The sequence below is a fragment of the Aerophototrophica crusticola genome, from assembly GCF_012913305.1.
Classification (GTDB): domain Bacteria; phylum Pseudomonadota; class Alphaproteobacteria; order Azospirillales; family Azospirillaceae; genus Niveispirillum; species Niveispirillum crusticola.
In genome coordinates, this window is record NZ_CP051775.1 from 2945535 (window position 1) to 2966964 (window position 21430).

25 protein-coding genes are annotated in these 21430 nt (G+C 69.5%); 13 read left to right on the forward strand and 12 right to left on the reverse strand.

The features are described from left to right. Positions 1 to 57: 57 nt before the first annotated feature. A complete protein-coding gene (locus HHL28_RS14375) occupies positions 58 to 486 on the forward strand; it encodes a type II toxin-antitoxin system PemK/MazF family toxin (RefSeq protein ID WP_075769969.1) in 429 nt (142 codons plus the stop codon). 155 nt (positions 487 to 641) lie between these two features. On the opposite strand, the gene HHL28_RS14380 is transcribed toward HHL28_RS14375, so the two are convergent. The 3 genes from HHL28_RS14380 to HHL28_RS14390 all read right to left on the reverse strand — a co-directional run bounded on the left by HHL28_RS14380 (position 642) and on the right by HHL28_RS14390 (position 3308). After that, positions 642 to 2099: a coniferyl aldehyde dehydrogenase gene (locus HHL28_RS14380; RefSeq protein ID WP_083698909.1), complete on the reverse strand. Its 1458-nt coding sequence runs from the start codon at positions 2097 to 2099 to the stop codon at positions 642 to 644. Positions 2100 to 2234: 135 nt separating this feature from the next. Beyond that, positions 2235 to 2756: a hypothetical protein gene (locus HHL28_RS14385; RefSeq protein ID WP_075769921.1), complete on the reverse strand. Its 522-nt coding sequence runs from the start codon at positions 2754 to 2756 to the stop codon at positions 2235 to 2237. A gap of 15 nt (positions 2757 to 2771) precedes the next feature. Further along, positions 2772 to 3308: a hypothetical protein gene (locus HHL28_RS14390; protein ID WP_075769922.1), complete on the reverse strand. Its 537-nt coding sequence runs from the start codon at positions 3306 to 3308 to the stop codon at positions 2772 to 2774. Positions 3309 to 3562: 254 nt separating this feature from the next. Between HHL28_RS14390 and HHL28_RS14395 the strand changes: the two genes are divergently transcribed. Then, positions 3563 to 4579, forward strand: a complete 1017-nt coding sequence (locus HHL28_RS14395; RefSeq protein ID WP_075769923.1) for an SDR family oxidoreductase — start codon at positions 3563 to 3565, stop codon at positions 4577 to 4579. A 300-nt stretch (positions 4580 to 4879) separates the two neighbouring features. On the opposite strand, the gene HHL28_RS14400 is transcribed toward HHL28_RS14395, so the two are convergent. The 3 genes from HHL28_RS14400 to HHL28_RS14410 are packed head-to-tail and all read right to left on the reverse strand — an operon-like array spanning position 4880 to position 6102. After that, positions 4880 to 5518: a glutathione S-transferase family protein gene (locus tag HHL28_RS14400; RefSeq protein WP_075769924.1), complete on the reverse strand. Its 639-nt coding sequence runs from the start codon at positions 5516 to 5518 to the stop codon at positions 4880 to 4882. 25 nt (positions 5519 to 5543) lie between these two features. After that, positions 5544 to 5864, reverse strand: a complete 321-nt coding sequence (locus HHL28_RS14405; protein ID WP_075769925.1) for a type II toxin-antitoxin system RelE/ParE family toxin — start codon at positions 5862 to 5864, stop codon at positions 5544 to 5546. Then, entirely contained in the window at positions 5842 to 6102 is a 261-nt protein-coding gene (locus tag HHL28_RS14410; protein ID WP_169655334.1) for a hypothetical protein, read from the reverse strand. The genes HHL28_RS14405 and HHL28_RS14410 overlap by 23 nt, the downstream gene beginning before the upstream one ends. A gap of 154 nt (positions 6103 to 6256) precedes the next feature. Here HHL28_RS14410 and HHL28_RS18810 point away from each other — a divergent pair, with 154 nt between their 5' ends. Genes HHL28_RS18810 through HHL28_RS14425 form a run of 4 tightly spaced genes read left to right on the forward strand, consistent with a single transcriptional unit; the run spans position 6257 to position 9133 of the window. Then, positions 6257 to 6619 (forward strand): hypothetical protein, encoded by a 363-nt coding sequence (locus HHL28_RS18810; protein WP_404325834.1) that lies wholly within the window; start codon positions 6257 to 6259, stop codon positions 6617 to 6619. Next, positions 6574 to 6957: a phytanoyl-CoA dioxygenase family protein gene (locus tag HHL28_RS14415; RefSeq protein ID WP_404326936.1), complete on the forward strand. Its 384-nt coding sequence runs from the start codon at positions 6574 to 6576 to the stop codon at positions 6955 to 6957. Before HHL28_RS18810 ends, HHL28_RS14415 begins: the two co-directional genes overlap by 46 nt. Beyond that, on the forward strand, positions 6944 to 7651 hold the full coding sequence (gene mtgA / locus HHL28_RS14420; RefSeq protein WP_404325836.1) for a monofunctional biosynthetic peptidoglycan transglycosylase: 708 nt from the start codon (positions 6944 to 6946) through the stop codon (positions 7649 to 7651). Before HHL28_RS14415 ends, mtgA begins: the two co-directional genes overlap by 14 nt. 36 nt (positions 7652 to 7687) lie before the next feature. Then, a complete protein-coding gene (locus HHL28_RS14425) occupies positions 7688 to 9133 on the forward strand; it encodes a 1-acyl-sn-glycerol-3-phosphate acyltransferase (protein ID WP_075769928.1) in 1446 nt (481 codons plus the stop codon). Between the two features lie 234 nt (positions 9134 to 9367). On the opposite strand, the gene HHL28_RS14430 is transcribed toward HHL28_RS14425, so the two are convergent. From HHL28_RS14430 to HHL28_RS14440, 3 genes are all read right to left on the reverse strand, one after another. Beyond that, the gene (locus tag HHL28_RS14430; RefSeq protein ID WP_169655338.1) at positions 9368 to 9742 is read right to left on the reverse strand and encodes a hypothetical protein; all 375 of its coding nucleotides are present in this window, start codon (positions 9740 to 9742) and stop codon (positions 9368 to 9370) included. Next, the gene (locus HHL28_RS14435; protein WP_169655340.1) at positions 9718 to 10218 is read right to left on the reverse strand and encodes a hypothetical protein; all 501 of its coding nucleotides are present in this window, start codon (positions 10216 to 10218) and stop codon (positions 9718 to 9720) included. The genes HHL28_RS14430 and HHL28_RS14435 overlap by 25 nt, the downstream gene beginning before the upstream one ends. Positions 10219 to 10317: 99 nt before the next feature. Next, positions 10318 to 11244, reverse strand: coding sequence for a hypothetical protein (locus tag HHL28_RS14440; protein WP_169655342.1), 927 nt, complete (start codon positions 11242 to 11244; stop codon positions 10318 to 10320). A 908-nt stretch (positions 11245 to 12152) separates the two neighbouring features. Between HHL28_RS14440 and HHL28_RS14445 the strand changes: the two genes are divergently transcribed. The 4 genes from HHL28_RS14445 (at position 12153) to HHL28_RS14460 (ending at position 15954) form a co-directional block, all read left to right on the forward strand. Next, positions 12153 to 13757: a lysine--tRNA ligase gene (locus HHL28_RS14445; protein ID WP_075769972.1), complete on the forward strand. Its 1605-nt coding sequence runs from the start codon at positions 12153 to 12155 to the stop codon at positions 13755 to 13757. A 124-nt stretch (positions 13758 to 13881) separates the two neighbouring features. After that, positions 13882 to 14517, forward strand: a complete 636-nt coding sequence (locus HHL28_RS14450; RefSeq protein ID WP_075769931.1) for a MarC family protein — start codon at positions 13882 to 13884, stop codon at positions 14515 to 14517. 290 nt (positions 14518 to 14807) lie between these two features. Continuing rightward, a complete protein-coding gene (locus HHL28_RS14455) occupies positions 14808 to 15560 on the forward strand; it encodes a gamma-glutamyl-gamma-aminobutyrate hydrolase family protein (RefSeq protein WP_075769932.1) in 753 nt (250 codons plus the stop codon). 106 nt (positions 15561 to 15666) lie between these two features. Then, complete coding sequence (locus HHL28_RS14460) at positions 15667 to 15954, forward strand: MmcQ/YjbR family DNA-binding protein (protein WP_169655344.1); 288 nt, start codon at positions 15667 to 15669, stop codon at positions 15952 to 15954. A gap of 227 nt (positions 15955 to 16181) precedes the next feature. On the opposite strand, the gene HHL28_RS14465 is transcribed toward HHL28_RS14460, so the two are convergent. Beyond that, entirely contained in the window at positions 16182 to 16790 is a 609-nt protein-coding gene (locus HHL28_RS14465) for a uracil-DNA glycosylase family protein (protein ID WP_404325841.1), read from the reverse strand. 53 nt (positions 16791 to 16843) lie between these two features. Here HHL28_RS14465 and HHL28_RS18815 point away from each other — a divergent pair, with 53 nt between their 5' ends. Further along, complete coding sequence (locus HHL28_RS18815; protein ID WP_083698910.1) at positions 16844 to 17074, forward strand: hypothetical protein; 231 nt, start codon at positions 16844 to 16846, stop codon at positions 17072 to 17074. Positions 17075 to 17154: 80 nt separating this feature from the next. On the opposite strand, the gene HHL28_RS14475 is transcribed toward HHL28_RS18815, so the two are convergent. Continuing rightward, complete coding sequence (locus tag HHL28_RS14475; RefSeq protein WP_075769934.1) at positions 17155 to 19212, reverse strand: alpha/beta hydrolase domain-containing protein; 2058 nt, start codon at positions 19210 to 19212, stop codon at positions 17155 to 17157. 71 nt (positions 19213 to 19283) lie between these two features. On the opposite strand from HHL28_RS14475, the gene cobB reads away from it, so the two are divergent. Together cobB and HHL28_RS14485 are read left to right on the forward strand one after the other, a co-directional pair. After that, on the forward strand, positions 19284 to 20003 hold the full coding sequence (gene cobB, locus HHL28_RS14480) for a Sir2 family NAD+-dependent deacetylase (protein ID WP_075769935.1): 720 nt from the start codon (positions 19284 to 19286) through the stop codon (positions 20001 to 20003). A gap of 2 nt (positions 20004 to 20005) precedes the next feature. Next, complete coding sequence (locus tag HHL28_RS14485; RefSeq protein ID WP_075769936.1) at positions 20006 to 20494, forward strand: low molecular weight protein-tyrosine-phosphatase; 489 nt, start codon at positions 20006 to 20008, stop codon at positions 20492 to 20494. A gap of 15 nt (positions 20495 to 20509) precedes the next feature. On the opposite strand, the gene HHL28_RS14490 is transcribed toward HHL28_RS14485, so the two are convergent. Further along, the gene (locus tag HHL28_RS14490; protein WP_075769937.1) at positions 20510 to 21184 is read right to left on the reverse strand and encodes a helix-turn-helix domain-containing protein; all 675 of its coding nucleotides are present in this window, start codon (positions 21182 to 21184) and stop codon (positions 20510 to 20512) included. Positions 21185 to 21430 lie beyond the last annotated feature (246 nt).

The following is a 21430-nucleotide window of genomic DNA, read 5'->3' on the forward strand; positions in this document are numbered from 1 at the left end:
TACGCAGACGACCGCACGTTAGAGTATGGCAATCCGTCGTTTGCACAAGCAACCATCGTGGCTATCCGTGAACACCCCAAGGTCGGCACGATCCTGATCTGCGACTTCGACCAAGGCTTCAAGGAGCCGGAGATGGTCAAACGCCGCCCCGTCATCGTGGTCAGCCCGAAGATCAGCACGCGACCGGGCCTCTGCACCGTCGTTGCCCTGAGCACGACGGAACCGCGCCCGAAGATGCCATTCCACTGTGAGATCGACCTTGATCCCCCGTTGCCACCGCCGTGGGGCGACACGACGCGTTGGGTCAAGGGCGACATGGTCTGCGCCGTCGGCTTTCACCGGCTTGACTTCATCATGCTCGGCAAGGACATGAAGGGCGTCCGCCAGTACCGCTATGAGACCATCACCGCTGCCGACCTGCGCCGGGTGAGGGGCTGCATCCTCAACGCCCTTGGGTTGGGAGGGTTGACCAAACACCTCGCCTAGCCCACTATCAAGTCGTTAGCGGCTCTGAGCCTCGGCCATCCGCGTCTAAGACCCCACCAGGGGCGGCCGTGCACCGGGTTGCGCCAAACTCCCGCACGGCGTCGTCACCAAGGCCGGCCCGATGCCCGTCGGGCCGGCCTTGTGATTTCCGGCCTTCACCTCAAAATGAACCGCAGCAACCTCTCCATCCGCGGCCCATAGGGCGGCTTTGTCAGCCAGCCGCCGTTGAGGCGGGCCTGGTGGAACACGCTCTTGGCGTGGCTGAAGGTGCGGAAGCCGGCCTCGCCGTGGTAGGCGCCGATGCCGCTTTCCCCCACCCCGCCGAAGGGCAGCTCCTCCTGCACGCAGTGGAGCAGCGTGTCGTTCACCGTCACCCCGCCGGACACGGTGCGTTCCAGGGTCTGGTCCACCGTGTGGGCGTTGTGGCTGTAGAGGTAGAGCGCCAGGGGACGCGGCCGGGCGTTCACATAGGCCCAGGCGCCTTCAAGGCTGTCATAGGGCACCAGGGGCAGGACGGGGCCGAAGATCTCCTCCCGCATCACCGCCGCCTCGTCCGGCGCGCCCAGCACCAGGGCGGGGGGCAGCTTGCGCCGGGCGGGGTCCAGCGTCTCCCCCGCCGGGTTGATCTCCATCACGTGGGCACCGCGGCGGCGGGCGTCGGCCAGCAGGCCGGCCAAGCGCTGTGCGTGCCTGTCATTGACGATGGCGCTGTAGTCGGGGTTGGAGCCCAAGGTGGGGTAGAGCCTGGCCACCGCGCGCAGGGCGGCATCGGCGAACGCCGCCTCCGTCCCCTTCGGCAGCAGCACATAGTCGGGGGCGATGCAGGTCTGGCCGGCGTTGAACAGCTTGCCGGCCATGATGTTTTCCGCCGCCTTGTCCAGCGGGTAATCCGGCGCCACCAGGGCGGGGGACTTGCCGCCCAGCTCCAGCGTCACCGGCACCAAATTCTCCGCCGCCGCCCGCATGACGCTGCGGCCCACGGGCGTGGAGCCGGTGAACAGCAGATGGTCGAACCTCAGGCGGGAGAAGGCCTGGGCCACGTCCGCCCCGCCCTGCACCACGGTGACCTCTGCCGGCTCGAACACCTCCGCCAGCAGCCGTTCCAGCAGGTCGGCGGTGCGGGGGGTGAACTCCGACGGCTTCAGCATCACCCGGTTGCCGGCGGCGATGGCCGCGGTCAGGGGGGCCAGGCTGAGCTGCACCGGGTAGTTCCAGGGCGCGATGATCCCCACCACCCCCAGCGGCTGGTAGATCACCCGCCCCGTGCCCGGCCGGAACATCATGTCGATGGGCCGGCGGCGCGGCTTCATCCACGACCGGAAGTTCTTGCGGGCATGGCGGATGCCGGCCAGCACCGGGTACAGGTCCGCCAGCTTCGTCTCATGCGCGGAGCGGTGCCCGAAATCCTGGCGGACCGCGTCCACCAGCGGTTCCTGGTATTTCAGCACCGCCTTGGCCAGGGCGGCCAGGGCCGCGGCCCGGCGCTCCGCCGGCAAGGGTCCCTGCTCCAGATAGGCCTTGCGCTGCGCGTCCAGGATGCCCGCCAGCCGGTCGGCCAGGGCGGACCGGGCACGGGATTCCTGCAACGGGAACTCGATGACGGCATCGGTCATGGCGCACCTCCCGGCGGTACCCGTCCCCCGGCCCGTCACGCGGGCCTGGGCGGCACCTTTTGCTCATATGGCGGTCGCGGCGGCACCGGCAATGCCCGCCCCCCTTCATGGGAAACGCGCCAGGGGCCCGTCCGTTCAGTTACGCCGGAACCGCTCCGCCTTCATGGTGCGGTATCCCTGGGAGGAAGGGAACCGCATTTCCACCCGCTGCCGCGCGTCGCGGTCGGTGGTGGCGCCCACCAGCACGGTGCGGCCCTGCATCCATTCCTCCGCCCAGCCGGGGGCATGGGCGTGGCGGCGGGCCATGTCGTTGATCGTGGCCACTTCCCAGAGCCGGGCATGGGACAGGCTGGACTTGTCCAGGATGTACAGCCGGTCCTTGGGCGCGTTCATGGCGGCGGCCAGTTCCACCTCCGCCTTCTCCTTGGCCTCGGCGACGGTCGCCAGCTCCCCCTGGATGCGGCCAACCTCGCCCTCCGCCTCCGACAGCATGCCGCGCAGGGTGGTGCAGGCCACCTCCAGCCGCTGGTTCTCCTCCTCGGACTGGCGGGATTCCCGTTGGAAGGCCACCACGTCGCCCTCCATCCGCCGCATGACGGCCGCGGCATAGGCCACCGACATCAGGAAGATCAGGACGAAGGAGACATCCAGGATCATGGCATCAACCCGGGCCTATTCCGCCGCCATGGCGGGCACGGACTGGGCCTGCAGCTTCGACACCACATAGCCCCCCTCCGCCGGGTAGGCGGCCTTGGCCAGCTTCGCGGCCTCTTCCGGCGTGTCGGCCCAGACTTCCAGCAGGTGGCGGACGCCGCGCAGCTTGCCGTCGCGGGCGCCGGGCTGGCCGCCGGACAGCATGCCGCCCAGGCCCAGGGTGCCGGTGAACAGGCGCCGCCCCTCCGTGGGATCGCCCAGCTCATGCACCACCAGGTAGCTGTCGTCCTTGGCCAGCTTGATGCGGCGCTGCACGTCGGCCAGGTTGGCCTGCATGGCCTTCTTGTCCAGTTCCGCCTGCCGGGCCCGCTCCTGCGCGCCGCGGTAGCGCTTGTCCAGATCCTCCTGCTGGCGGGCCATCATCTGGTTTCGCTCCTTCAGCCGCAGCAGCCCGTTGCGCCGGGTCAGCAACAGGATCTGCCGCGCCAGCGACAGCCCCACCGCGGCGATGGCGGCGACGAAGGCCAGGATGAAGAGGGCGAGGGTACTGCTCAAGTGCGGTCCAGACCAGGGACGGGGTTCAGGGCGGCAACCAGCATTAGGTAACATTTTAGCCAAATGCCGTCACCATCAATCCTGGCTTCCGCCCCCGATTCATTCACCGGAAACACAAACTCCCGCGGTTCAAACCCCGTTAACATACCAGGAATTGTATGAGCACTGCGCGATCATTGCCGCGCCGTGACGATCCAACCGCCCCGCCTGTTGCCAGACCCGAGCCTGACGGCGGATGAGACAGGAGGAAGGCCATGAGGGGCCAAGTGGTGGTGATCACGGGCGCGTCCAGCGGCATCGGCCGCGCCACGGCGCGGGCCTTTGCGGCGGAAGGGGCCGCGGTGGTCCTGGCGGCCCGGCGGGAGGCGGCCCTGCACCAGGCGGCGGAGGACGTGCTGCGGGCCGGCGGCCGGGCCATGGCCGTGCCCACGGACGTGCGCGACCTGAACGGCATGAAGCGGCTGGCCGACCGGGCGGTGGACGCCTTCGGCGGGCTGGACGTCTGGGTCAACAACGCCGGCATGGCCAGCTTCGGCAAGTTCGACGAGACCCCGCCCGAGGCCTTCACCGCTGTGGTGGACACCACCTTCATGGGGGTGGTGCACGGCTTCTACGCCGCCCTGCCGCACATGAAGGACCAGGGTTACGGCCACATCATCACCACCGCCTCCATCGCCGGGCGCACGCCCACGCCGTACCACGCGGCCTACGGCGCGGCGAAGCACGCGGTCATGGGCTTCATCGAGTCCGTGCGCGGGGAACTGGAACAGGACGGCTTCACCGACATCCACCTGTCCAGCGTGCTGCCCGGCCCGGTGGACACCCCCTTCTGGCAGCACGCCGCCAACTACAGCGGCCGGGCCATCCAGGCCCTGCAACCCGCCAAACCGCCGGAGCAGGTGGCGGAGACCATCCTGCGCCTGGCCAGGTCCCCGAAGCGGGAGACGGGGGTGGGCATCCCGCCCTGGGCGCTGGAATTGGGCATGGCCCTGGCCGGCGGCGCCATCGAGCGGAAGATGGCCGGCCTGACCCGCAACAAGCTGTTCGACCCCCGCTTCCGTCCCCGCACCGCGGGATCGCTGCTGAGCCCCATGGCGGAGTTCACCGGCGTGTCCGGCGGCTGGCGGGACCGGCAGCAGAAATCGCAGGGCGACGGCCGCCGCACCCCCGCCAAGGCCGCCGGCCTGGGCCTGGGCGGCCTGCTGGCCTTGGCCGTGCCGTTGGGCGCCGCCGCCTACCACCGCTACCAGCGGCACGGGAAGGTGTTCTGAGGGGGCGCTTTCGAATTCGAAAGTCGTTCTGATGACGATTCTTGATGGTCGTCATCCTGAGGATGCGGCGGGAGTTGATGTCGAACCGCCCCACCGCGTCCCCTACCCCAGTGGGGGGGGACAGGGAGAGGGGTTGGGCCCTGTCCGGTAAAGGGAACCTGCGGATACGGTCCTGCTGTCCTGATCGCACCACCCCTCACCCTGTCCCTCTCCCCCCAGGAGAGGGGACGGGACGGCACTGTTCGACCCATCTTACCACCGGAACTCAGCGACCTCCTCGCCCGGCCTAGGCGTCCCCCCTCAATACCAAGGCGCCGCCAGCCCCTCCCGCTCGAACGCCTGGCGGACGGCCGGACGTTCCACCATCCGGGCGGCGTGGGCGCCCAGGTTGGGCAGGGTCCGGGGCGGGCGGCCGGCGAAGTTGCGGCCCCAGCGCACCATCATCAGCAGCATGTGGTCGGCGACGCACACCGTGTCGCCCAGCAGGTAGTGCTTGCCCTCCAGCGCCTTTTCCAGCAGGTCGAACATGCCGTTCAGCCGCTGCTCCGCCGCCGCCTTCACCGCCGGGGCGTGGGCCGGGTCGGTGCTGTAGCGGTCCGGGTAGTAATAGGTGATGTAGGCGGGCTGCACCGTGTTGGTCAGGTGGATCAGCCACTGGTAAGCCAGCGCCCTCTCCCGCGTCCCCACCGGCGGCATCAGCCCCGCCTCCGGGAACCTGTCCGCCAGGTGCAGCAGGATGGCCGCCGTCTCGAAGATCGGCTGGTCCCCGTCCACCAGGGTCGGGATCAGGCCGGTGGGGTTCAGCCGCCGATACCCCTCGCTGTTCTGCGCCCCTTGCGTGCGGTCCACCAGCTCAAGCGCATAGGGCACGCCCAGCTCTTCCAGCACCATGTGGGGGGCGAGGCTGGCATTGCCGGGGTAATAGTGCAGGGTCAGCATGTCGGGCTTTCTCGGCAGGGGTGGGTCAGGCGGGGAAAATCTTCGTGAAGTCCCGCGCGCCGTGCAGGATGCGCAGCACCTGCCGGGTCTCCGGCGCATAGGCGATGATGAAAGGCGGCTCGGCCACGAAAAGCACCGCGTACCGGGTGGGGACGTCGGGCCGCTTATGCCCGTAGGACCAGCCGTCGGCAATGTCCTTGCAACGGCGCACCAGCCGGTCGCGCGTCTTCCGCGCCACCATGGGGCCCCAGTCCCGCTGGCTGTCCTTCAAGATGGAGAGTAGGTCCCTGGCAGCATCGCGGGACAGGTTCCCGGGAAGGTCGTCAAACAAGCCGCCAGGGCGCATCAGGGCTCGTTCCCGGCCCGCGCGGCGAGTCATCCCCAGCCTCCAGCGCCGCCCATTCCTGTTCCAACCCAGCGAGCATCTCCGCCAGTTCTGCCGCGGGCACGGGACCGTTGGCCCGCAGATCGTCCGCGGCGGCATCCAACAGGGCGGCCAGCGCCTGCGCCTGCTGATGCGTCTCCCCATCCCGGCCCAGGGTCGGGGCAGGACGGCCAAGTCTATGGGCAGGGGACCGGTTCATGGCAGACCTTCCCGTTGCGATGGCAGTACGCTACCACAACGCTGGCCGTCCCCCAACGGGGTGAGGCAACCGCGCATGATCTTACCTCTGGAAAAGGCGAGGTCGATGCGCTTTCCTGCCCAGCGGTGCCCGCCAGCAGGAACCTTGCTTCCCGATGCAGACCCTCGCCCTGTCCCCGCCGGACCTGGCCGCCGTGCTGGAGCGGGATGGCCATGCCCTTGCCCCGGCCGTGCTGGACGGGGCGGAGGTGGCGCGCCTCGCCGAGTCGCTGCCGGACCCCGGCAGCCAGGCGGGTACCCGGTCGTTGCTGGCTCTGGCGACGGTGCGGGCGGTGGCCGCGGATGCCCGCCTGATGTCCCTGGCCCGCCTGGCCCTGGGGGTGGGGAGGTGCGCGCCGTGCGGGCCACCCTGTTCGACAAGACGCCCGCCGCCAACTGGAAGGTGGCCTGGCACCAGGACCTCGCCATCGCCGTGGCGGGCCGGGCCGACGTCGCCGGGTTCGGTCCCTGGTCGGTGAAGGACAGCATTCCCCATGCCCTGGCGCCCACCGAGGTGTTGGAGCGGATGGTGGCCCTGCGCCTGCACCTGGACGATTGCGGCCCGGCCAACGGCGCCCTGCGGGTGGTGCCCGGCTCCCACCGGCTCGGCCGGCTGGATGCGGCGGGCGCGGTCGCGGCGGCCAAGGCGTCCGGCAACGTGGCTTGTGCCGCGGCGGCGGGGGACGTGCTGCTGATGCGCCCCCTGCTGCTCCATGCCTCCCCGCCGGCCGAGGCGCCGGGCCACCGGCGGGTACTGCACCTGGACTATGCCGCCGGCGGGCTGCCCGGCGGCCTGCGCTGGCATGCCGATGCCTAGGCCCCTGTCCGGCTTTTCCTGGCGCAAGGCGGCGCGCTGGGCCCTGTTCGCCGTGGCCGGCTTCCTGGCCTTCAGCCTGCTGTGGGTGGGGCTGTACCGGTTCGTGGACCCGCCGGGCACGCCGCTGATGCTGATCCGCGCCGCGTCCCAGGGCCTGCCGGCGGAGCGGGACTGGGTGCCGCTGGACACACTTCCCGCCGGCCTGGTGGAGGCGGTCATCGGGGCGGAGGACAGCCGCTTCTGTGAGCATGGCGGCGTGGACTGGGACGCCGTGGGTGCGGCCCTGGAGGCGAACGAGGAGGGGCGGCGCCTGCGCGGCGGCAGCACCATCAGCCAGCAGACCGCCAAGAACGCCTTCCTCTGGCCGGACCGGACCTGGGCCCGCAAGGGGCTGGAACTGTGGTTCACCACGCTGGTGGAGACCTTCTGGCCCAAGCGCCGGATCATGGAGGTCTATTTGAACGTGATCGAGTGGGCGCCGGGCGTCTATGGCGCGGAGGCCGCCAGCCGCCACTGGTTCGGCAAGCCGGCGGCGCAGCTCACGCGGCGGGAGGCCGCCCTGCTGGCCGCCATCATTCCCAGCCCCCTGCGCTGGCGCGCCAACCCGCCCGGCCCCTATGTCGCCGGCCGGGCGCGGGTGCTGGAACAGCGGATGGGCATCGTCCGCCGCGACGGGCTCGCGGACTGCGTGTGAAGCCTGTACCCTGGAGAAAACCCCGGGGAGGGATGCTTGACCGCCACCGTCGCCGTGCCCGCCTGGCTGCTGGTCCTGTTGCTGGCACTGTCGGGCTGGTTGCTGCTGGACCGGCTGCTGGTGCCGTCGGCCCGCTGGTTCCTGCGGTCCCGGGCCAACCGGGTGCTGGAGCAGGTGAACGAGCGGCTGAACATCCGCGTGCAGCCCTTCAAGCTGACCCGGCGGCAGGCGCTGGTGGACCTGCTGGCATTCGACACCAAGGTGGTGGAGGCCGCCCGCCAGCACGCGGAGGCCACGGGCATGCCGCGCGAGGCCGCCATGGCGCAAGCCGAGCGCTACGCGCGGGAGATCGTGCCCGCCTTCAACGCCTATGTGTATTTCCGCCTGGGCTATTGGCTGGCGCGGCGGCTGGCCCGCACCCTGTACCGGGTGCGGCTGGGCCATGTGGACCCCGGCGCCCTGGGCAGCGTGCCGGAAAACGCCACCATCGTCTTCGTCATGAACCACCGCAGCAACATGGACTATGTGCTGGTGGCCTTCCTGGCGGCGGAGCGGGTGGCCCTGTCCTATGCGGTGGGGGAGTGGGCGCGGGTCTGGCCCTTGCAGGCGCTGGTCCGCTCCATGGGCGCCTATTTCATCCGCCGCAACAGCCAGAGCCCCCTGTACCGCCGGGTGCTGGAGCGCTATGTGCGCCTGGCCACCGACAACGGCGTGGCCCAGGCCGTCTTCCCGGAGGGCGGGCTGACCCGGGACGGCAGCTTGCGCCCGCCCAAGATGGGGCTGCTGGACTATATGCTGCGCGGCTTCGACCCGGGCGGGGAGCGGGACATCGTCTTCATCCCCGTGGCCCTGAACTATGACCGGGTGCTGGAGGACCGCACCCTGCTGGCGGAGCTGGACCGCCAAGCTCCCCGCCCCGGCCGCTGGGCCGCCCTGTCCCGCACCGCCGGGTTCCTGAAGCGCCAGGCAGCCCTGGCCCTAGGGGGCCGTTGGCAGCGCTTCGGCTATGCCTGCGTGAACGTGGGCGCCCCCGTCTCCGCCCGCCGCTGGGCGTTGGGGGAGGGGGTGGATTTCCGCAAGCTGGACAACGACGCCCGCTTCGCCGCGGTGGAGCGGCTGGCCCGCCACCTGATGGGCCGCATCGGCGCCGTGGTCCCGGTGCTGCCCGTGCCGCTGCTGGCAACCGTGCTGCTGCGGGCGGAGGGGCCCCTGTCCGCCCTCGACCTGAAGGCCCGCGCCGCCGGCCTGATCACCGAGCTGGAGGCGGCGGGCGCCCGCCTGTATCTGCCCCGCCGTACCCGCGACCACGCCCTGGACCTGGCCTTGCGCCAACTGCTGACCCGCCATCTGGCGGTGAGCGACGACGGCACGGCGGAGGGGATGGTCAGCGCCAACCCGGCGGAACGGCATGTGCTGGCCTACTACGCCAACTCCATCGCCCACCTGCTGGAGGCGGGGAACCGGGCCGCGGCGGCGGAGTGACCGGGTCTCGGATGCGGGCACGAGCCGGGGGCGTTGAGGAAGCAGGAAAAGCCGGAGGGGGCGGCCGGTCCCCCGGTCGCCCCCTCTCCCCCCGCCGTGGCCCCCATCTTTTATCTCGCGTTGATGAGGTAAGGCTAATAAAGCAAGCCGCTTCGACATCAAAGGGAAGAAGGCCCACCCACCCCCCTATTTCCGCCCGACCTATCGGGCCGACCGAAAGCGGGGACAGGACCCCTACCCCTCCCGCCGCGGCACAAGCCCCCCGATCAGGGTTTCCGCCAAGCGCGCCACCAGCCAAAGGGTGACCAGGGGCAGGATGACGATCTTCACCGCATAGCCCACGATCAGGTCCACCACCGTGTCGGCGATGCCGCCCGCCGCGGCCAGCAGTCGGTCCACCTGCCCCGTGATGTCCCCCGCCGCCTTCAACCGGTCCACCCAGCCCGCGTCCGGCGCCAGCCCCGGCGCACCCGGCAGCTCGATGGCGGAAAGCTCCGCCTGTGCCCTTGCGATCTGCGGCTCCACGATCCGGTCCGCCACCGCCTCCGTCCCCAGCACGGTCAGGGGCAGCCCCACCTTGGCGATCAGGGCGGCCACCAACAGCAGCATCCCCGCCCGCCGCGCGCCCGCCCCCACCGCCCCGGCAGCCACAGGGCCAGCGCCGCCAGCACCAACCCGCCCGGCAGCAGCACCGCCAGCCCATAGGCGTCCCCCGCCTTCAGCAGCAGGGCACTGCCCCCCAGCGCCACCGTGGCGGTGAGCATCACGGCGGAGAAGCGCTCCACCAGATCATTCACCGGGTCCAGCGCCTGCCCGGGGGAAATGGACCCCTCCACCCCCACCCCCGCCGACACGGAGGCCGACTGGGCGACGGAGATGGCGGCGTTCAACGCCCGCGCCGTGGCGAACAGGGCCGCCGCCCGCGCCAAATTCTCCTCCACCCGCGCCTCCCCCGCTTGCGCCAGCGTGGCCGGCAGCAAGGCCCGCTCCGCCCGGTCGAACAGCCCGAGCCCGGCGACCAGGGCGACGAGCAGCAGCAGCAGGCTGGCGCCGCGGCGGGTGCGGAGGAAGTTCAGGATCGCCATGGGAACCCGGCTCCACTGGGGGAAGGGCATGCCACGCGGTGCGGCATGCCCCTTTCCCCAGCGAACACCGGGAACGGCCGGATGGTCACATGCCGACCGTCAGGAGGATGGCTGGGCCGCGGCCTCGCTACCCCGCAGCTTCAGCAACTCCTGCTTCAGCTTCTCCTGCTGGATCAGCGCTTCCAGCTTCGCGTTCTCCGCCTTCAGGGCATCCAGTTCCGGAACCTCGGAAGCCTTCTTCTGCTCCTGCTGCGCCTTGGCGAAGTCGGACAGCTTCTGCGCGTTGTCGAGCAGCATCTGCGTCGTCTCCGTCGCCCGTTCCTGGTCGTCGAAGCTGAACTTCGTGATCGACCCGTCGGCCCCGAACTCGATCCCCATCTTGTTGTTCTGGGCGAAGCCGTTGGTCAGGTCCAGGGACGCCATGACCCCCAGTTGCGGGAACATCACCGGCGTGTCCAGGATGCGGTCACCCGGGGGCAGGGGAACCCCGTCGCCGTCCACGCAGGCTTTGGTCTTGCAGACCAACACGTCCGCCCGGGCCGGCTGGCGGTAGACAATGCCGACGGGCATGTTGCCCTTGACCGCGGGCTCTGCCGGCAGGGAACCGAAGTTGGCCCCGGCGACCGCCACATATTGGGTCAGTGCGGCAGGCACCCCGCCGCTGGGGCCGGGCGGCAGCAAGGGCACCCCATTCGCCACGGGCATGTCGGAGCCGGCCATCAAGGCCGGCGCAAAGATCCGCCTTACTGTGGCGGGGTCGATTGGCAAGGGCTGTTCGGCCGGCGCGATCGGCAGCTTCCCCAGGGTGGGCCGGCGCAGGTAGCTCTGCTTGAACGTCACCTTCCCGACCGCCTCCGCCAACATGGCTTTCAGGTCTTCCACGGCCTTGGACTGGGTCTTCAGCAGCAACTTCTTCGCGTCATCCACCTTGGCGCCGCTGGACAGGGTGAAGGCGATGTCCGCACTGGTCTTATCCCGCTCCGCCTCCGCCTTCTTCACCTTGGGCTCCAAGTCTTCGATCTGCACCAAAGCGTTCACAACGGTGTCTGAGCAGAGCTGTTTTTCGACAGGGACCCAGCTTCTGGGCTTCTTGCCATCTTGATCCTTAATCAGATCTTTTGACGATGCATCATCGAGTGTACCCAAACGCTGGCTTTTTATCGCTCCGCCACCTGGAATACCTGCCAGGGTCAAAACAGTCTGGAAGACGTTGCCGACGGCAATCTGCGATTTATCAGTTGCTGCAGCATCGGCAGATCTCAGCATTCCGTCCTTTAAGGTAAGTGTCTGTGCGGTTGTTTTCGTCCAGTATGTCAAGAATTCTGGATCGATTACGAATGCATGATCCCTATCTGGAAAAGTTCTATTCTCTAAACTTCCTTGAACAGAAATTGAAAACTCAATCATGTCTTTGTTTGAAGGCTCAGTTTCTAACGCCTCCCCATATCTTTCTTTGGCTTCAGTTACATCCATGTCCTTCTGTTGCCAATTTATCCAACGACACACATCAACTTTCCGTGTGACATGCACGACCAATTCCGTCGTCGGCAGATAATAGACCAACCCCCTGGCCATGGAGGCAGGCGCAAGTTTCTGGTCGTCCTCCTTTCCGTTCCGGTCATAAAGCTCATCAACCCGGAACGATGTCTGTTGTGTCGTGCACGCAACGGTTAGGCAGACGGCCCCCAACAAGGTAATCCGGATTATAGTTTTCGTAGCTTTCCCCCTCATGTCACGGCCCCCTCATACCTATGTTTCCCCTTCAATGCATTTATGGCATATCTTCGGGATATTGCAAATATGACTCTACTTGAAGTTATCTCGAACTGATGGTTGACCGGATCAACCCCGCCCCCGCACGCCCGCCGTTGACCCCCTGGCGCCCAAGCCCTAGGGTTGCCGCCCGTTTCTTGGCTTTTTGACCGGTGATCGAGATGGCGAGCGAGCGCGAGCTGGCGTTGGAAGGGAAGGCGTGGCCGTTCGAGGAGGCCCGCAAGCTGGCGGCACGCTATGCACAGGAGAAACCGGCCAAGGGCTATGTGCTGTTCGAGACGGGCTATGGCCCCAGCGGCCTGCCCCACATCGGCACCTTCGGGGAGGTGGCGCGCACCACCATGGTCCGCCGCGCGTTCGAGCGCATGTGCCCGGACATCCCCACCCGCCTGTTCGCCTTCAGCGACGACATGGACGGCCTGCGCAAGGTGCCGGACAACGTGCCCAACCGGGACATGCTGAAGGAACATCTGGGCAAGCCCCTGACCAAGGTGCCCGACCCCTTCGGCAAGTTCGAGAGCTTCGGCCACCACAACAACGCCATGCTGCGGGACTTCCTGGACCGCTTCGGCTTCCAGTACGAGTTCCAGTCGGCCACCGACTGGTACAGCTCCGGCCGGTTCGACCAGGCCCTGCTGGCCGTGCTGCGCCATTATGACGAGGTGATGGCCGTCATGCTGCCCACCCTGGGCGAGGAGCGGCAAGCGACCTACAGCCCCTTCCTGCCGGTCAGCCCCAGCACGGGCCGCGTCCTCCAGGTCCCCATCCTGGAGCGCAACCTGGACGCCGGCACCATCGTCTTTGAGGATGAGGACGGGAAGAAGGTGGAGGCCCCCGTCACCGGCGGTGCCGTGAAGCTGCAATGGAAGCCCGACTGGGCCATGCGCTGGTTCGCCCTGGGCGTGGACTATGAGATGGCGGGCAAGGACCTGATCCCGTCGGTGGAGCTGGCCGGCAAGATCGTGAAGATCCTGGGCGGCCGCCCGCCGGAGGGTTTCAACTATGAGCTGTTCCTGGACGAGAAGGGACAGAAGATCAGCAAGTCCAAGGGCAACGGCCTGACCATGGAGGAGTGGCTGCGCTACGCCCCGGAGCAGAGCCTGGCCCTCTACATGTTCAACAAGCCGCGGGCGGCGAAGAAGCTGTACTTCGACGTCATCCCCCGGGCGGTGGACGACTACCTGACCTTCGTGGAGAAGTACGACACGCAGGAGCCGGCCCAGAAGCTGGAGAACCCGGTCTTCCACATCCACAACGGCGTGGTCCCGAACGAGGTGAAGGGCACGGCGGGGCTGACCTTCGGCCTGCTGCTGAACCTGGCCGGTGCCGCCAACGCGGAGAACGGGGAGGTGATGTGGGGCTTCATCCGCCGCTACGCCCCCGGCGCCACGCCCGAGGGCGCACCCTTCCTGGACCGGCTGGTGGGCTATGCCGTCACCTACTACCAGGACTTCGTGAAGCCCACGAAGCAGTTCCGGGCACCCACGGAGCAGGAGCGGGCGGCGCTCGCCGACCTGCGCGCCGTGCTGGGCAACCTGCCCGCCGACGCCACCGCCGAGACCATCCAGAACGAGGTCTATGAGGTGGGCAAGCGCCACGGCTTCACGGAGCTGCGCGCCTGGTTCGGCGCCCTTTACGAGACCCTGCTGGGCCAGACCACCGGCCCCCGCATGGGCAGCTTCATCGCGCTGTACGGCGTGGCGGAGACCATCGCCCTGATCGACAACGCCCTGTCGGGCGGGGTGGGCGAGGCGGGGTTGGGCTGACGTAGGTCGGATTAGCGGGTGTAAGCCCGCGTAATCCGACAGCCCCCGCGGGTATCGTGTGACGTCGGATTACGGTGCTGCCGCACCTAATCCGACCTACGAAAAACAAGAAACGACGGTGCCCATGGAACCCTGGCCCGAATATTCCCGATTCGTCATCTCCCTGTTCGCCATCCTGACCCCCTTCGCCGCCATCCCCATCTTCCTGGGCATGACGGAGGGGCGGAGCGATGCGGAGCGGGCGGGCATCGCCCGGTCGGCGGCGCTGACCGTGGCGTCGGTCCTGGTGGGCAGCGCCTTCCTGGGTGACGCGGTGCTGACCGTGCTGGGCACCAGCCTGAACAGCTTCCGGGTGGGCGGCGGCATCGTGCTGCTGCTGATCGCCCTGTCCCTGCTGAACGCCACCGTGTCCGCCGTCAAGCACACCCCGGCGGAGGCGGAGGAGGCAGGGCAGCGCGCCGCCATCGGCGTGGTGCCCCTGGGCATGCCGCTGCTGGCGGGGCCGGGTTCCATCTCCGCCGTCATCATCGAGATGCAGCGCGGCACCGGCTGGGGCCATGCGGCGGTGATCGTGGCGTCCGTCTGCGTCGTCTGCTTCGGCATCTACCTGGCCCTGCGCCTGGCCGTGCCCATCGGCAACAAGCTGGGCCAGACCGGCCTGAACATCATGAACCGCCTGTTCGGCCTGCTGCTGGCCGCCGTGGCGGTGGAGATCATCGCCACCGGCCTGCGCAACCTGTTCCCGGGCTGGATGACGTGATTCCGCCTTCAGGCGCCGGGCGCCAAAGCCACGCGCAAAGCGCCCTTCCAGCTTCCTATGCCAGGATGGAGGAAATCCGGCTCCAACGAGCCTGACCGCGTCCCCCGCGAAGGCGGGGGCCCACAGTTCTTGACGCGCCTTCCGAAGGCACCCGGGTTGAAAAACCGTAGACCCCCGCCTCCGCGGGGGAAGCAAGGAATGATGGCGGGCGTCCGCTTCCTCCCCCGGTGACAACCGCCCCGCCCTGCGCTACCCCTACCCTCCTCCCGCCACTTTAGCGCAGGTCCCCCATGGCTTCCCGTCCCCTCGTCGCCATCCCCGCCGACGCGCGGGAGATCGGGCCGCATCCCTTCCATGTGGTGGGGGACAAGTACATCCGGGCCGTCAGCCATGGGGCGGACTGCCTGCCCTTCCTGCTGCCGGCCCTGGGCGACTGGTTCGACGTGGCAGCGGTGCTGGACCGGGTGGACGGGCTGTTCCTGACCGGCAGCCCGTCCAACCTGCACCCCCGCCATTACGGCCTGCCGGACGAGCTGGCCACGCCCCCCTTCGACCCCCACCGGGACGCGACCACCCTGCCCCTGCTGAAGGCGGCGCTGGACCGGGGCATGCCGGTCTTCGTGGTCTGCCGCGGCTTCCAGGAGTTGAACGTGGCCCTGGGCGGCACGCTGCATCCCCGGGTGCAGGAGGTGCCGGGACTGATGGACCACCGGGAGGACAAGGACCAGCCGGTGGAGGTGCAGTACGGCCCCGCCCACACGGTCCGCCTGACCCCGGGCGGCCGTTTCGCCCAACTGACCGGCCGGGCGGAGTTGACCGTCAACTCCCTGCACCAGCAGGGCATCGACCGTCTCGCCCCCGGCCTGGACGTGGAGGCCACCGCCCCCGACGGGCTGGTGGAAGGCGTCAGCGTCCGTGGCCACCCCTTCGCCCTGGGCACCCAATGGCACCCGGAATGGCGATTCTGGGAGGACCCGGCCAGCACCGCCCTGTTCGCCGCCTTTGGCCAGGCGGTGCGCGACTTCGCCGGGCGGGGACGCTGATGGCGGACATGCTGCTACCGGGCCCCGCCGACTCCGCTCTGGCGGCGGCGGAGGCGGAGCTGCGCGCCTTCGCCCTGACCTTCCCGGAAACGGCGGAGGACTATCCTTGGGGCCAGCCCACCGCCAAGGTGCGCGGCAAGGCCTTCGTCTTCTTCGGCCGGCCGGGGATGGCAGCCTGCGCTTCTCCGTCAAGCTGCCGCAGACGGCGCCGGAGGCCCTGTCCCTGCCCTTCTGCACCCCCACCGGCTATGGCCTGGGCAAGGCCGGCTGGGTCACCGTCCGCTTCACCCCGGGGGAAGAGGTACTGCTGGGCTGGCTGAAGGCCTGGATCGGGGAAAGCTACCGGGCCGTGGCGCCGAAGAAGCTGGTGAAGGCGCTGGACGGGGCCAACTAGCTCCCCGCCAACCCAGGGACCAAATAGCTGAACGCCTCCACCGCGTCCCCTCCCCCAGAGGGGGAGGGACAGGGAGAGGGGTTGGACCCTCTCCGGAAAAGGAAACGCCGCGGCAAGGGCCCTGCTGTCCTGGTCGGGCCACCCCTCTCCCTGTCGAACGGTATCGTTCATCTTGATGAGGACACCGATTCACCTGTGGAGACTTGCCTGAACAGGTGTCCCCGTTCCTACGGGCGGAGCGCTGCCGCCACCCGTGCCCGCAAGTCGGGCACCAGCTCCGCCTCGAACCAGGGGTTCTTCCGGAACCAGCCGAAGTTGCGCCCGCTGGGGTGCGGCAGGGCGATGGTATCCGGCGGCAGGTGGCGCCAGCCGGCCACCGTCGCCGTCAGGGTCGGCGGGCAGGCCCTGCCCAGGTGGTAAAGCTGCGCATGCCGCCCCACCAGCACGGTCAGCCGGACCTGCGGCAGCAAAGGCAGCAGCTTGGGATGCCAGGTGGGCGCGCATTCCGGCCGGGGCGCCAAGTCCCCGCCGCGCGGGTCCGTGCCGGGATAGCAGAACCCCATGGGCAGGATGCCCACCGCGGGCGAATAGAACAGGTCCCGCCCCAGCCCCAGCCAGTCCCGCAGCCGGTCCCCGGTCTTGTTGCCCCAGGCCAGCTCGCCCAGGTGCGTCCCCCGGTTCGGCGCCTGGCTGACCAGCAGCACCCGCGTCCGCTCCGACACCACCACCAGCGGGTTCGGCCCCAACGGCAGGTGCGGCGCGCAGAGGGTGCAGGCCCGGGCCTGGGCAAGGGTGCTGTCCAGCAGGGACGGGGCGCAGTCGGGCATGGCCGCCATATGGGCGGTGGTCCGCCAGGGGCTAGGCGCGGCTTGTCGCATCCGCCTGACCGGTGGCAGCCGATTTCCTGTACTTGTATGCTGATGCGATGGACAAGTTCTCGATCAACACCGAAGCCGACTACGCGGCCGCCTTGCGTGAGGTGGAAGCCTATTTCCGTCAGGAGCCAGACCCCGAGTCACCGGACGCGGCACGGTTTGATGCACTGGCCGCCGCCATCGAGGCTTATGAGGCCCTATTCTGGCAAGGAGAGACCATCCAGGAAATGAGGGATGCCCCGTAGGTCGGTGCCGAGCGTAGCGAGGCCCGACAGGATGTGGCTGATGAGGCTCGCTGTCGGGTTTCGCTTCGCTGCACCCCGACCTACGGCGCGAACATCCACCCGCATCCCCTGTCCGCCGGGTCGCGCGCCTGCAGCCGGTCCCAGAGCCCCGCGGCGCGGCGGACCAGGGGGTCCACCTCCTCCGGCCTTAGGAATCCCTCCGCCGCCACCGCCCGCGCCCGGTCTTGCAGCAGCATCAGGTAGCGCCATTTGGGGCCGTAGCGTTCCTCCAGGGAGGGGCGGCTGTCGCCGGTGGCCTGGCGCTCGGCCGCCGTGCGGGCGAAGGGGATGAAGCTGCCCTGCCAGCGGTCGGTGGCGCCGGGGGAGCCTGCCGCCTCATTGCGCGTGTTCCAGCCGGTGTGGGTGCCCAGGGGCAGTTGGATTTCCGGCAGGCGCACCCCGCCCCGGTCGATGCCGTCCGGGTCGGGGGCGGGCACCAGGGTGGGATAGGGTTTTCCCCAAATCGGCGGCACCGTGTCGGCGATGCCCTGGCTGGTGAAGCGGGGGCCGAAATCCAGGCGCGGCGGGACCAGAGGCCCGTCCGGCAGCCGCGCCACGCCCGGCAGGGCCGGGAACAGGGCGGCATAGGTGTCGAACGGCACCAGGGTGCGCTGGGCGATGGTCGGCACCCGGCTGGGCGGGGGCAGCTTGCCATCCTTCACCCAGCCATCCAGGGCCAGCAGCAGGGCCCGCATGGCGACCTGGTGGTCCAGGGGGTTGACGCAGTGGGCGAACTTGCCCCGCTCCTTCTGCCGCCCCACGAAGTGCTGCGCGCCGGCCAAGTGGTAGAGCCGCACATTGGGGTGCGCGCCCAGGTCCGCCTGCCCGTCCGGCGTGGTGTGGACCAGGCTGGCGGCCCGGTTCCAGTACTCGGCCGAGCTGTTGGTGAAGAAAAGCTTGGGCACGAAGCCCGTGGCCTCCGCCTGGTCCAGCAGGCTGGCCAGGCGCCCCGTCCCCGGGTCCGTGCTGGGCATGGTGGCGAAGGGGTAGTAGTCGGTGGGGTAGACATGGTCTTCCCACTGGCTGAAATGCCGGGTGGGCTGGGCGAAGCGGTGGTTGAAGCTGCCCTTGCCGCCGCCGGCCACATGGATGACGGCCCCGTCGAACACGGGCCGGTTGCCTTCGTCGCGGTGCATGCCTTCCAGCAGCATGTGGGACAGGAAGCGGCCGGACTGGCTGATGCCATAGACCAGGACGGCCCGCGGCGCCGGCGCCCCGCCGAAGCCTTGCGCCCTCGCATGGGACAGCACGTCCCGCACGGCGGCCAACCCCAACCCGGCCACCCGCGGGTCCCGGGCCGTGAAAACCAACTCATAGATCTTGCCCGGCGCGAACCCGCCCTCCAGCTTCACCGAGGTGGGCCGGGTCCCCTTCTCCGGGGTGGCGAAATCCCACTGTCCCCGGTCGATGACCTTCCGCTCCCCCTGCGGCCGGTCCCGCACGGTCAGCACGGCGTCCGGGTCGTCGGGAATGGCGGGCAGGTAGCCCAGGGCGCGCAGGCCGGCCCAGTCCTGCACCTCCGCGTTCGTGTCCGGCACGAACTCATAGGCCACCTTGCCGGTGATGGCTTTCCCGCCCTCCGTCGCGATGGGCAGGTCCAGGGTCAGCGGCCGACCGGCCTTGGGGTCCGTGGGTTGGGCGATGTCCCAGCTCCAGCCCGACCACAGCAGGGTGAAGCCCTGTTCCAGCAGGAAGCCGTTGCCCGCGTCGGCGGCCGTGCGCGGGTCCGGCGTGGCGGGGGCGCCGTTCAACTGCCCCAATATGCCGATGCCGCCGCGGTTGGAGACCTCATACAGCAGGGTCCCGTTGCCCCGGGCGGGGCTGGCGGGCCGCAGCATCACGAAGTCGCCGGCGAACCGCACCAGCCCCCGCGCGTCCCGCGGCGCCAGGGCCAGGTCCACGATGCCCTGGTTGGCGGGCAGGGCGGGGTCCACGGCATAATGCACCCGGCCGCGCACCAGCTCATAGGCGCCGACCTTGCCGAACGCCTTGCCCTCCGCGAAGGGCACCCGTTCCACCACCTCCACCCGCTCCACCCTGGCCCAGGCGGGGCTTGAGGCGAGGACCAGCGTCAGGCACAGCAGCAAGCGGACCAGCATCACAACTCCGGGGAAGCGTCGGGCGCGGCGGTTGGTTAAGATAGGGCGATCCGCGGTCGAAGGGGAACGGAATGGACAGGAACAGCGGCATCGTCGTGCTGACCGGGGCCGGCATCAGCCGGGAAAGCGGGCTGCACACCTTCCGCGACGCCGACGGCATCTGGGCCAAGGTGCGGCTGGAGGATGTGGCGACGCCGGAGGCCTTCGCCCGCGACCCCGACCGGGTCCAGGCCTTCTATGACGCCCGCCGCCGCGGTTTGATGGACCCCGCCATCCAGCCCAACGCCGCCCACCGGGCCCTTGCGGCGTTCGAGTCGCGCTGGCCCGGCCCCTTCCTGCTGGTCACCCAGAACATCGACGATCTGCACGACCGCGCCGGCAGCAAGTCCCTGGTCCACATGCATGGCGAACTGCTGAAGGCCCGCTGCCTGCACTGCCGCTGGGTGGGGGTGCACCGGGGTGACTTGGCTAGCCACCCGCCCTGCCCCAACTGCGGCATCCCCACCACCCTGCGCCCCCACGTGGTCTGGTTCGGGGAGATGCCGCTGGAGATGGAGCGTATCACCCATGCCCTCTCCACCTGCGGCCTGTTCATCTCCATCGGCACCAGCGGCAACGTCTACCCCGCCGCCAACTTCGTGGCGGAGGCGCGGACCGCCGGGGCCCTGACCGTGGAGCTGAACCTGGAGGAGTCCGCCGGCGCCGCCCACTTCCATGACGGGGAATACGGCCCGGCCACCACGGTGGTGCCGGACTACCTGGATCGCCTGCTGGCGAAGGCGGGGGTGTGAGCATGGCCCACGACTTCTCGGTCCTGTTCGTCTGTACCGGCAACATCTGCCGTTCCCCCACCGCCGAAGGCGTCTTCCGCGCCAAGGTCAAGGCGGCGGGGCTGGACGGGCGCGTGCGCACCGACAGCGCCGGCACCCACGGCTACCATGTGGGGGACCCGCCGGACAGCCGTTCCGTCCAGGCGGCAAAGTCCCGGGGCGTGGACATCAGCGGCCTTCGGGCCCGCAAGGTGGGGCCGGAGGATTTCCGCGACTTCGACCTGATCCTGGCCATGGACCGGGGCCACCTGACCCACCTGTCCCGCATCGGCCCGGCGGGGGTGAAGGCCCGCATCCACCTGTTCACCGATTTCGCCACCCCGCCCCATAGGGGTCGCGAGGTCCCCGACCCCTATTACGGCGGCACCAACCACTTCGAGGAGGTGCTGGACCTGGTGGAGGCCGGGGCGGAGGGGTTGCTGGCAGAGGTCAGGACGCGGCTGGGGGCGTGAGCCCGGCCGCCCCCCTCACCATTTCCGCCGCACCTTCACCACCGGGTACAGCCGCGCCACCCGCGTCTCTGGCAGCAGGTCCATGTTCAGGGCCTGCCGCCCGTCCCCGTCCGGCGGGGCGTACCAGGACAGGCGGAAGCCGTTGCCCTCCCGCCCGTCGAACCGGCGCAGGCCCGCCGCCCCGTCGCCCCGCTCCAGGTAGCAGACGTCCCCCTCCAGCAGCTCCACCGCCCGGCTGGCATAGCAGATGAAGCCGGCGCGGATGCCCTCCGGCCGCAGGGCGTCGTCACAGGCCAGCACGGCCTTCGTCTCCTCCGGCCGCAGGCCAGAGGCGTGGGGCAGGCGCACCCCCAGCGCGGTGGGGCGGTACCAGCCCGCCTCCCCCGTGGCGGACAGGCCGAAGACGGTCAGGCCCTGCTCCACCTCCGCGCCCGCCCGGTCCAGGTGCATCGCCCCCTCCCCGAAGGCCAGCCAGTCCAGGCTGACGGCATGGGGCTGGGCCAGGCGCGCCATCACCTCGAACGGGGGCGCGCTGCGGCTCTGCACATAGCGGGCGAGCTGGTCGGTGGAGACCTGGGCCGCCGCCGCCGCGGCCCGGCGGGTGGGGTAGAGGTCCAGCACCCGCGACAGCCGGGTGGCGAAGCCCTCCAGCGCCTCCGCGGCGCTGTCCAGGATGGCGTTCACGCTCATGCCCGGCCCCCGGGGGCGGGCGTGCGGACGGGATGGACGGGGAAGGCAGCATCGGCATCGGTCCCGCGGTCGGTCCTTGGATCCTCATGCCCCCGGCATATCTGAGGGCATGGGGTTGAATTATGCCGCCCCTTCGACACTGCAATGGTTAGCCAGCCGATCCATCGGAAAATTTCCGCATACCCCATCGGGCCTTTCGTCCCCGCCCCCCGGGGTTTGAGCCGCAGCATCCGGGGTGCTAGGGTG

Excerpts from the sequence above, each read along its gene's own strand:
- HHL28_RS14380 (WP_083698909.1), bottom strand. The coding sequence starts at position 2,099 with ATGACCGATGCCGTCATCGAGTTCCCGTTGCAGGAATCCCGTGCCCGG.
- HHL28_RS14385 (WP_075769921.1), bottom strand. The coding sequence starts at position 2,756 with ATGATCCTGGATGTCTCCTTCGTCCTGATCTTCCTGATGTCGGTGGCC.
- HHL28_RS14395 (WP_075769923.1), top strand. The coding sequence starts at position 3,563 with ATGAGGGGCCAAGTGGTGGTGATCACGGGCGCGTCCAGCGGCATCGGC.
- HHL28_RS14400 (WP_075769924.1), bottom strand. The coding sequence starts at position 5,518 with ATGCTGACCCTGCACTATTACCCCGGCAATGCCAGCCTCGCCCCCCAC.
- HHL28_RS14405 (WP_075769925.1), bottom strand. The coding sequence starts at position 5,864 with ATGCGCCCTGGCGGCTTGTTTGACGACCTTCCCGGGAACCTGTCCCGC.
- HHL28_RS14410 (WP_169655334.1), bottom strand. The coding sequence starts at position 6,102 with ATGAACCGGTCCCCTGCCCATAGACTTGGCCGTCCTGCCCCGACCCTG.
- HHL28_RS18810 (WP_404325834.1), top strand. The coding sequence starts at position 6,257 with ATGCAGACCCTCGCCCTGTCCCCGCCGGACCTGGCCGCCGTGCTGGAG.
- mtgA (WP_404325836.1), top strand. The coding sequence starts at position 6,944 with ATGCCGATGCCTAGGCCCCTGTCCGGCTTTTCCTGGCGCAAGGCGGCG.
- HHL28_RS14430 (WP_169655338.1), bottom strand. The coding sequence starts at position 9,742 with ATGCTGCTGTTGGTGGCCGCCCTGATCGCCAAGGTGGGGCTGCCCCTG.
- HHL28_RS14435 (WP_169655340.1), bottom strand. The coding sequence starts at position 10,218 with ATGGCGATCCTGAACTTCCTCCGCACCCGCCGCGGCGCCAGCCTGCTG.
- HHL28_RS14445 (WP_075769972.1), top strand. The coding sequence starts at position 12,153 with ATGGCGAGCGAGCGCGAGCTGGCGTTGGAAGGGAAGGCGTGGCCGTTC.
- HHL28_RS14450 (WP_075769931.1), top strand. The coding sequence starts at position 13,882 with ATGGAACCCTGGCCCGAATATTCCCGATTCGTCATCTCCCTGTTCGCC.
- HHL28_RS14455 (WP_075769932.1), top strand. The coding sequence starts at position 14,808 with ATGGCTTCCCGTCCCCTCGTCGCCATCCCCGCCGACGCGCGGGAGATC.
- HHL28_RS14465 (WP_404325841.1), bottom strand. The coding sequence starts at position 16,790 with ATGGCGGCCATGCCCGACTGCGCCCCGTCCCTGCTGGACAGCACCCTT.
- HHL28_RS14475 (WP_075769934.1), bottom strand. The coding sequence starts at position 19,212 with ATGCTGGTCCGCTTGCTGCTGTGCCTGACGCTGGTCCTCGCCTCAAGC.
- cobB (WP_075769935.1), top strand. The coding sequence starts at position 19,284 with ATGGACAGGAACAGCGGCATCGTCGTGCTGACCGGGGCCGGCATCAGC.
- HHL28_RS14485 (WP_075769936.1), top strand. The coding sequence starts at position 20,006 with ATGGCCCACGACTTCTCGGTCCTGTTCGTCTGTACCGGCAACATCTGC.
- HHL28_RS14490 (WP_075769937.1), bottom strand. The coding sequence starts at position 21,184 with ATGAGCGTGAACGCCATCCTGGACAGCGCCGCGGAGGCGCTGGAGGGC.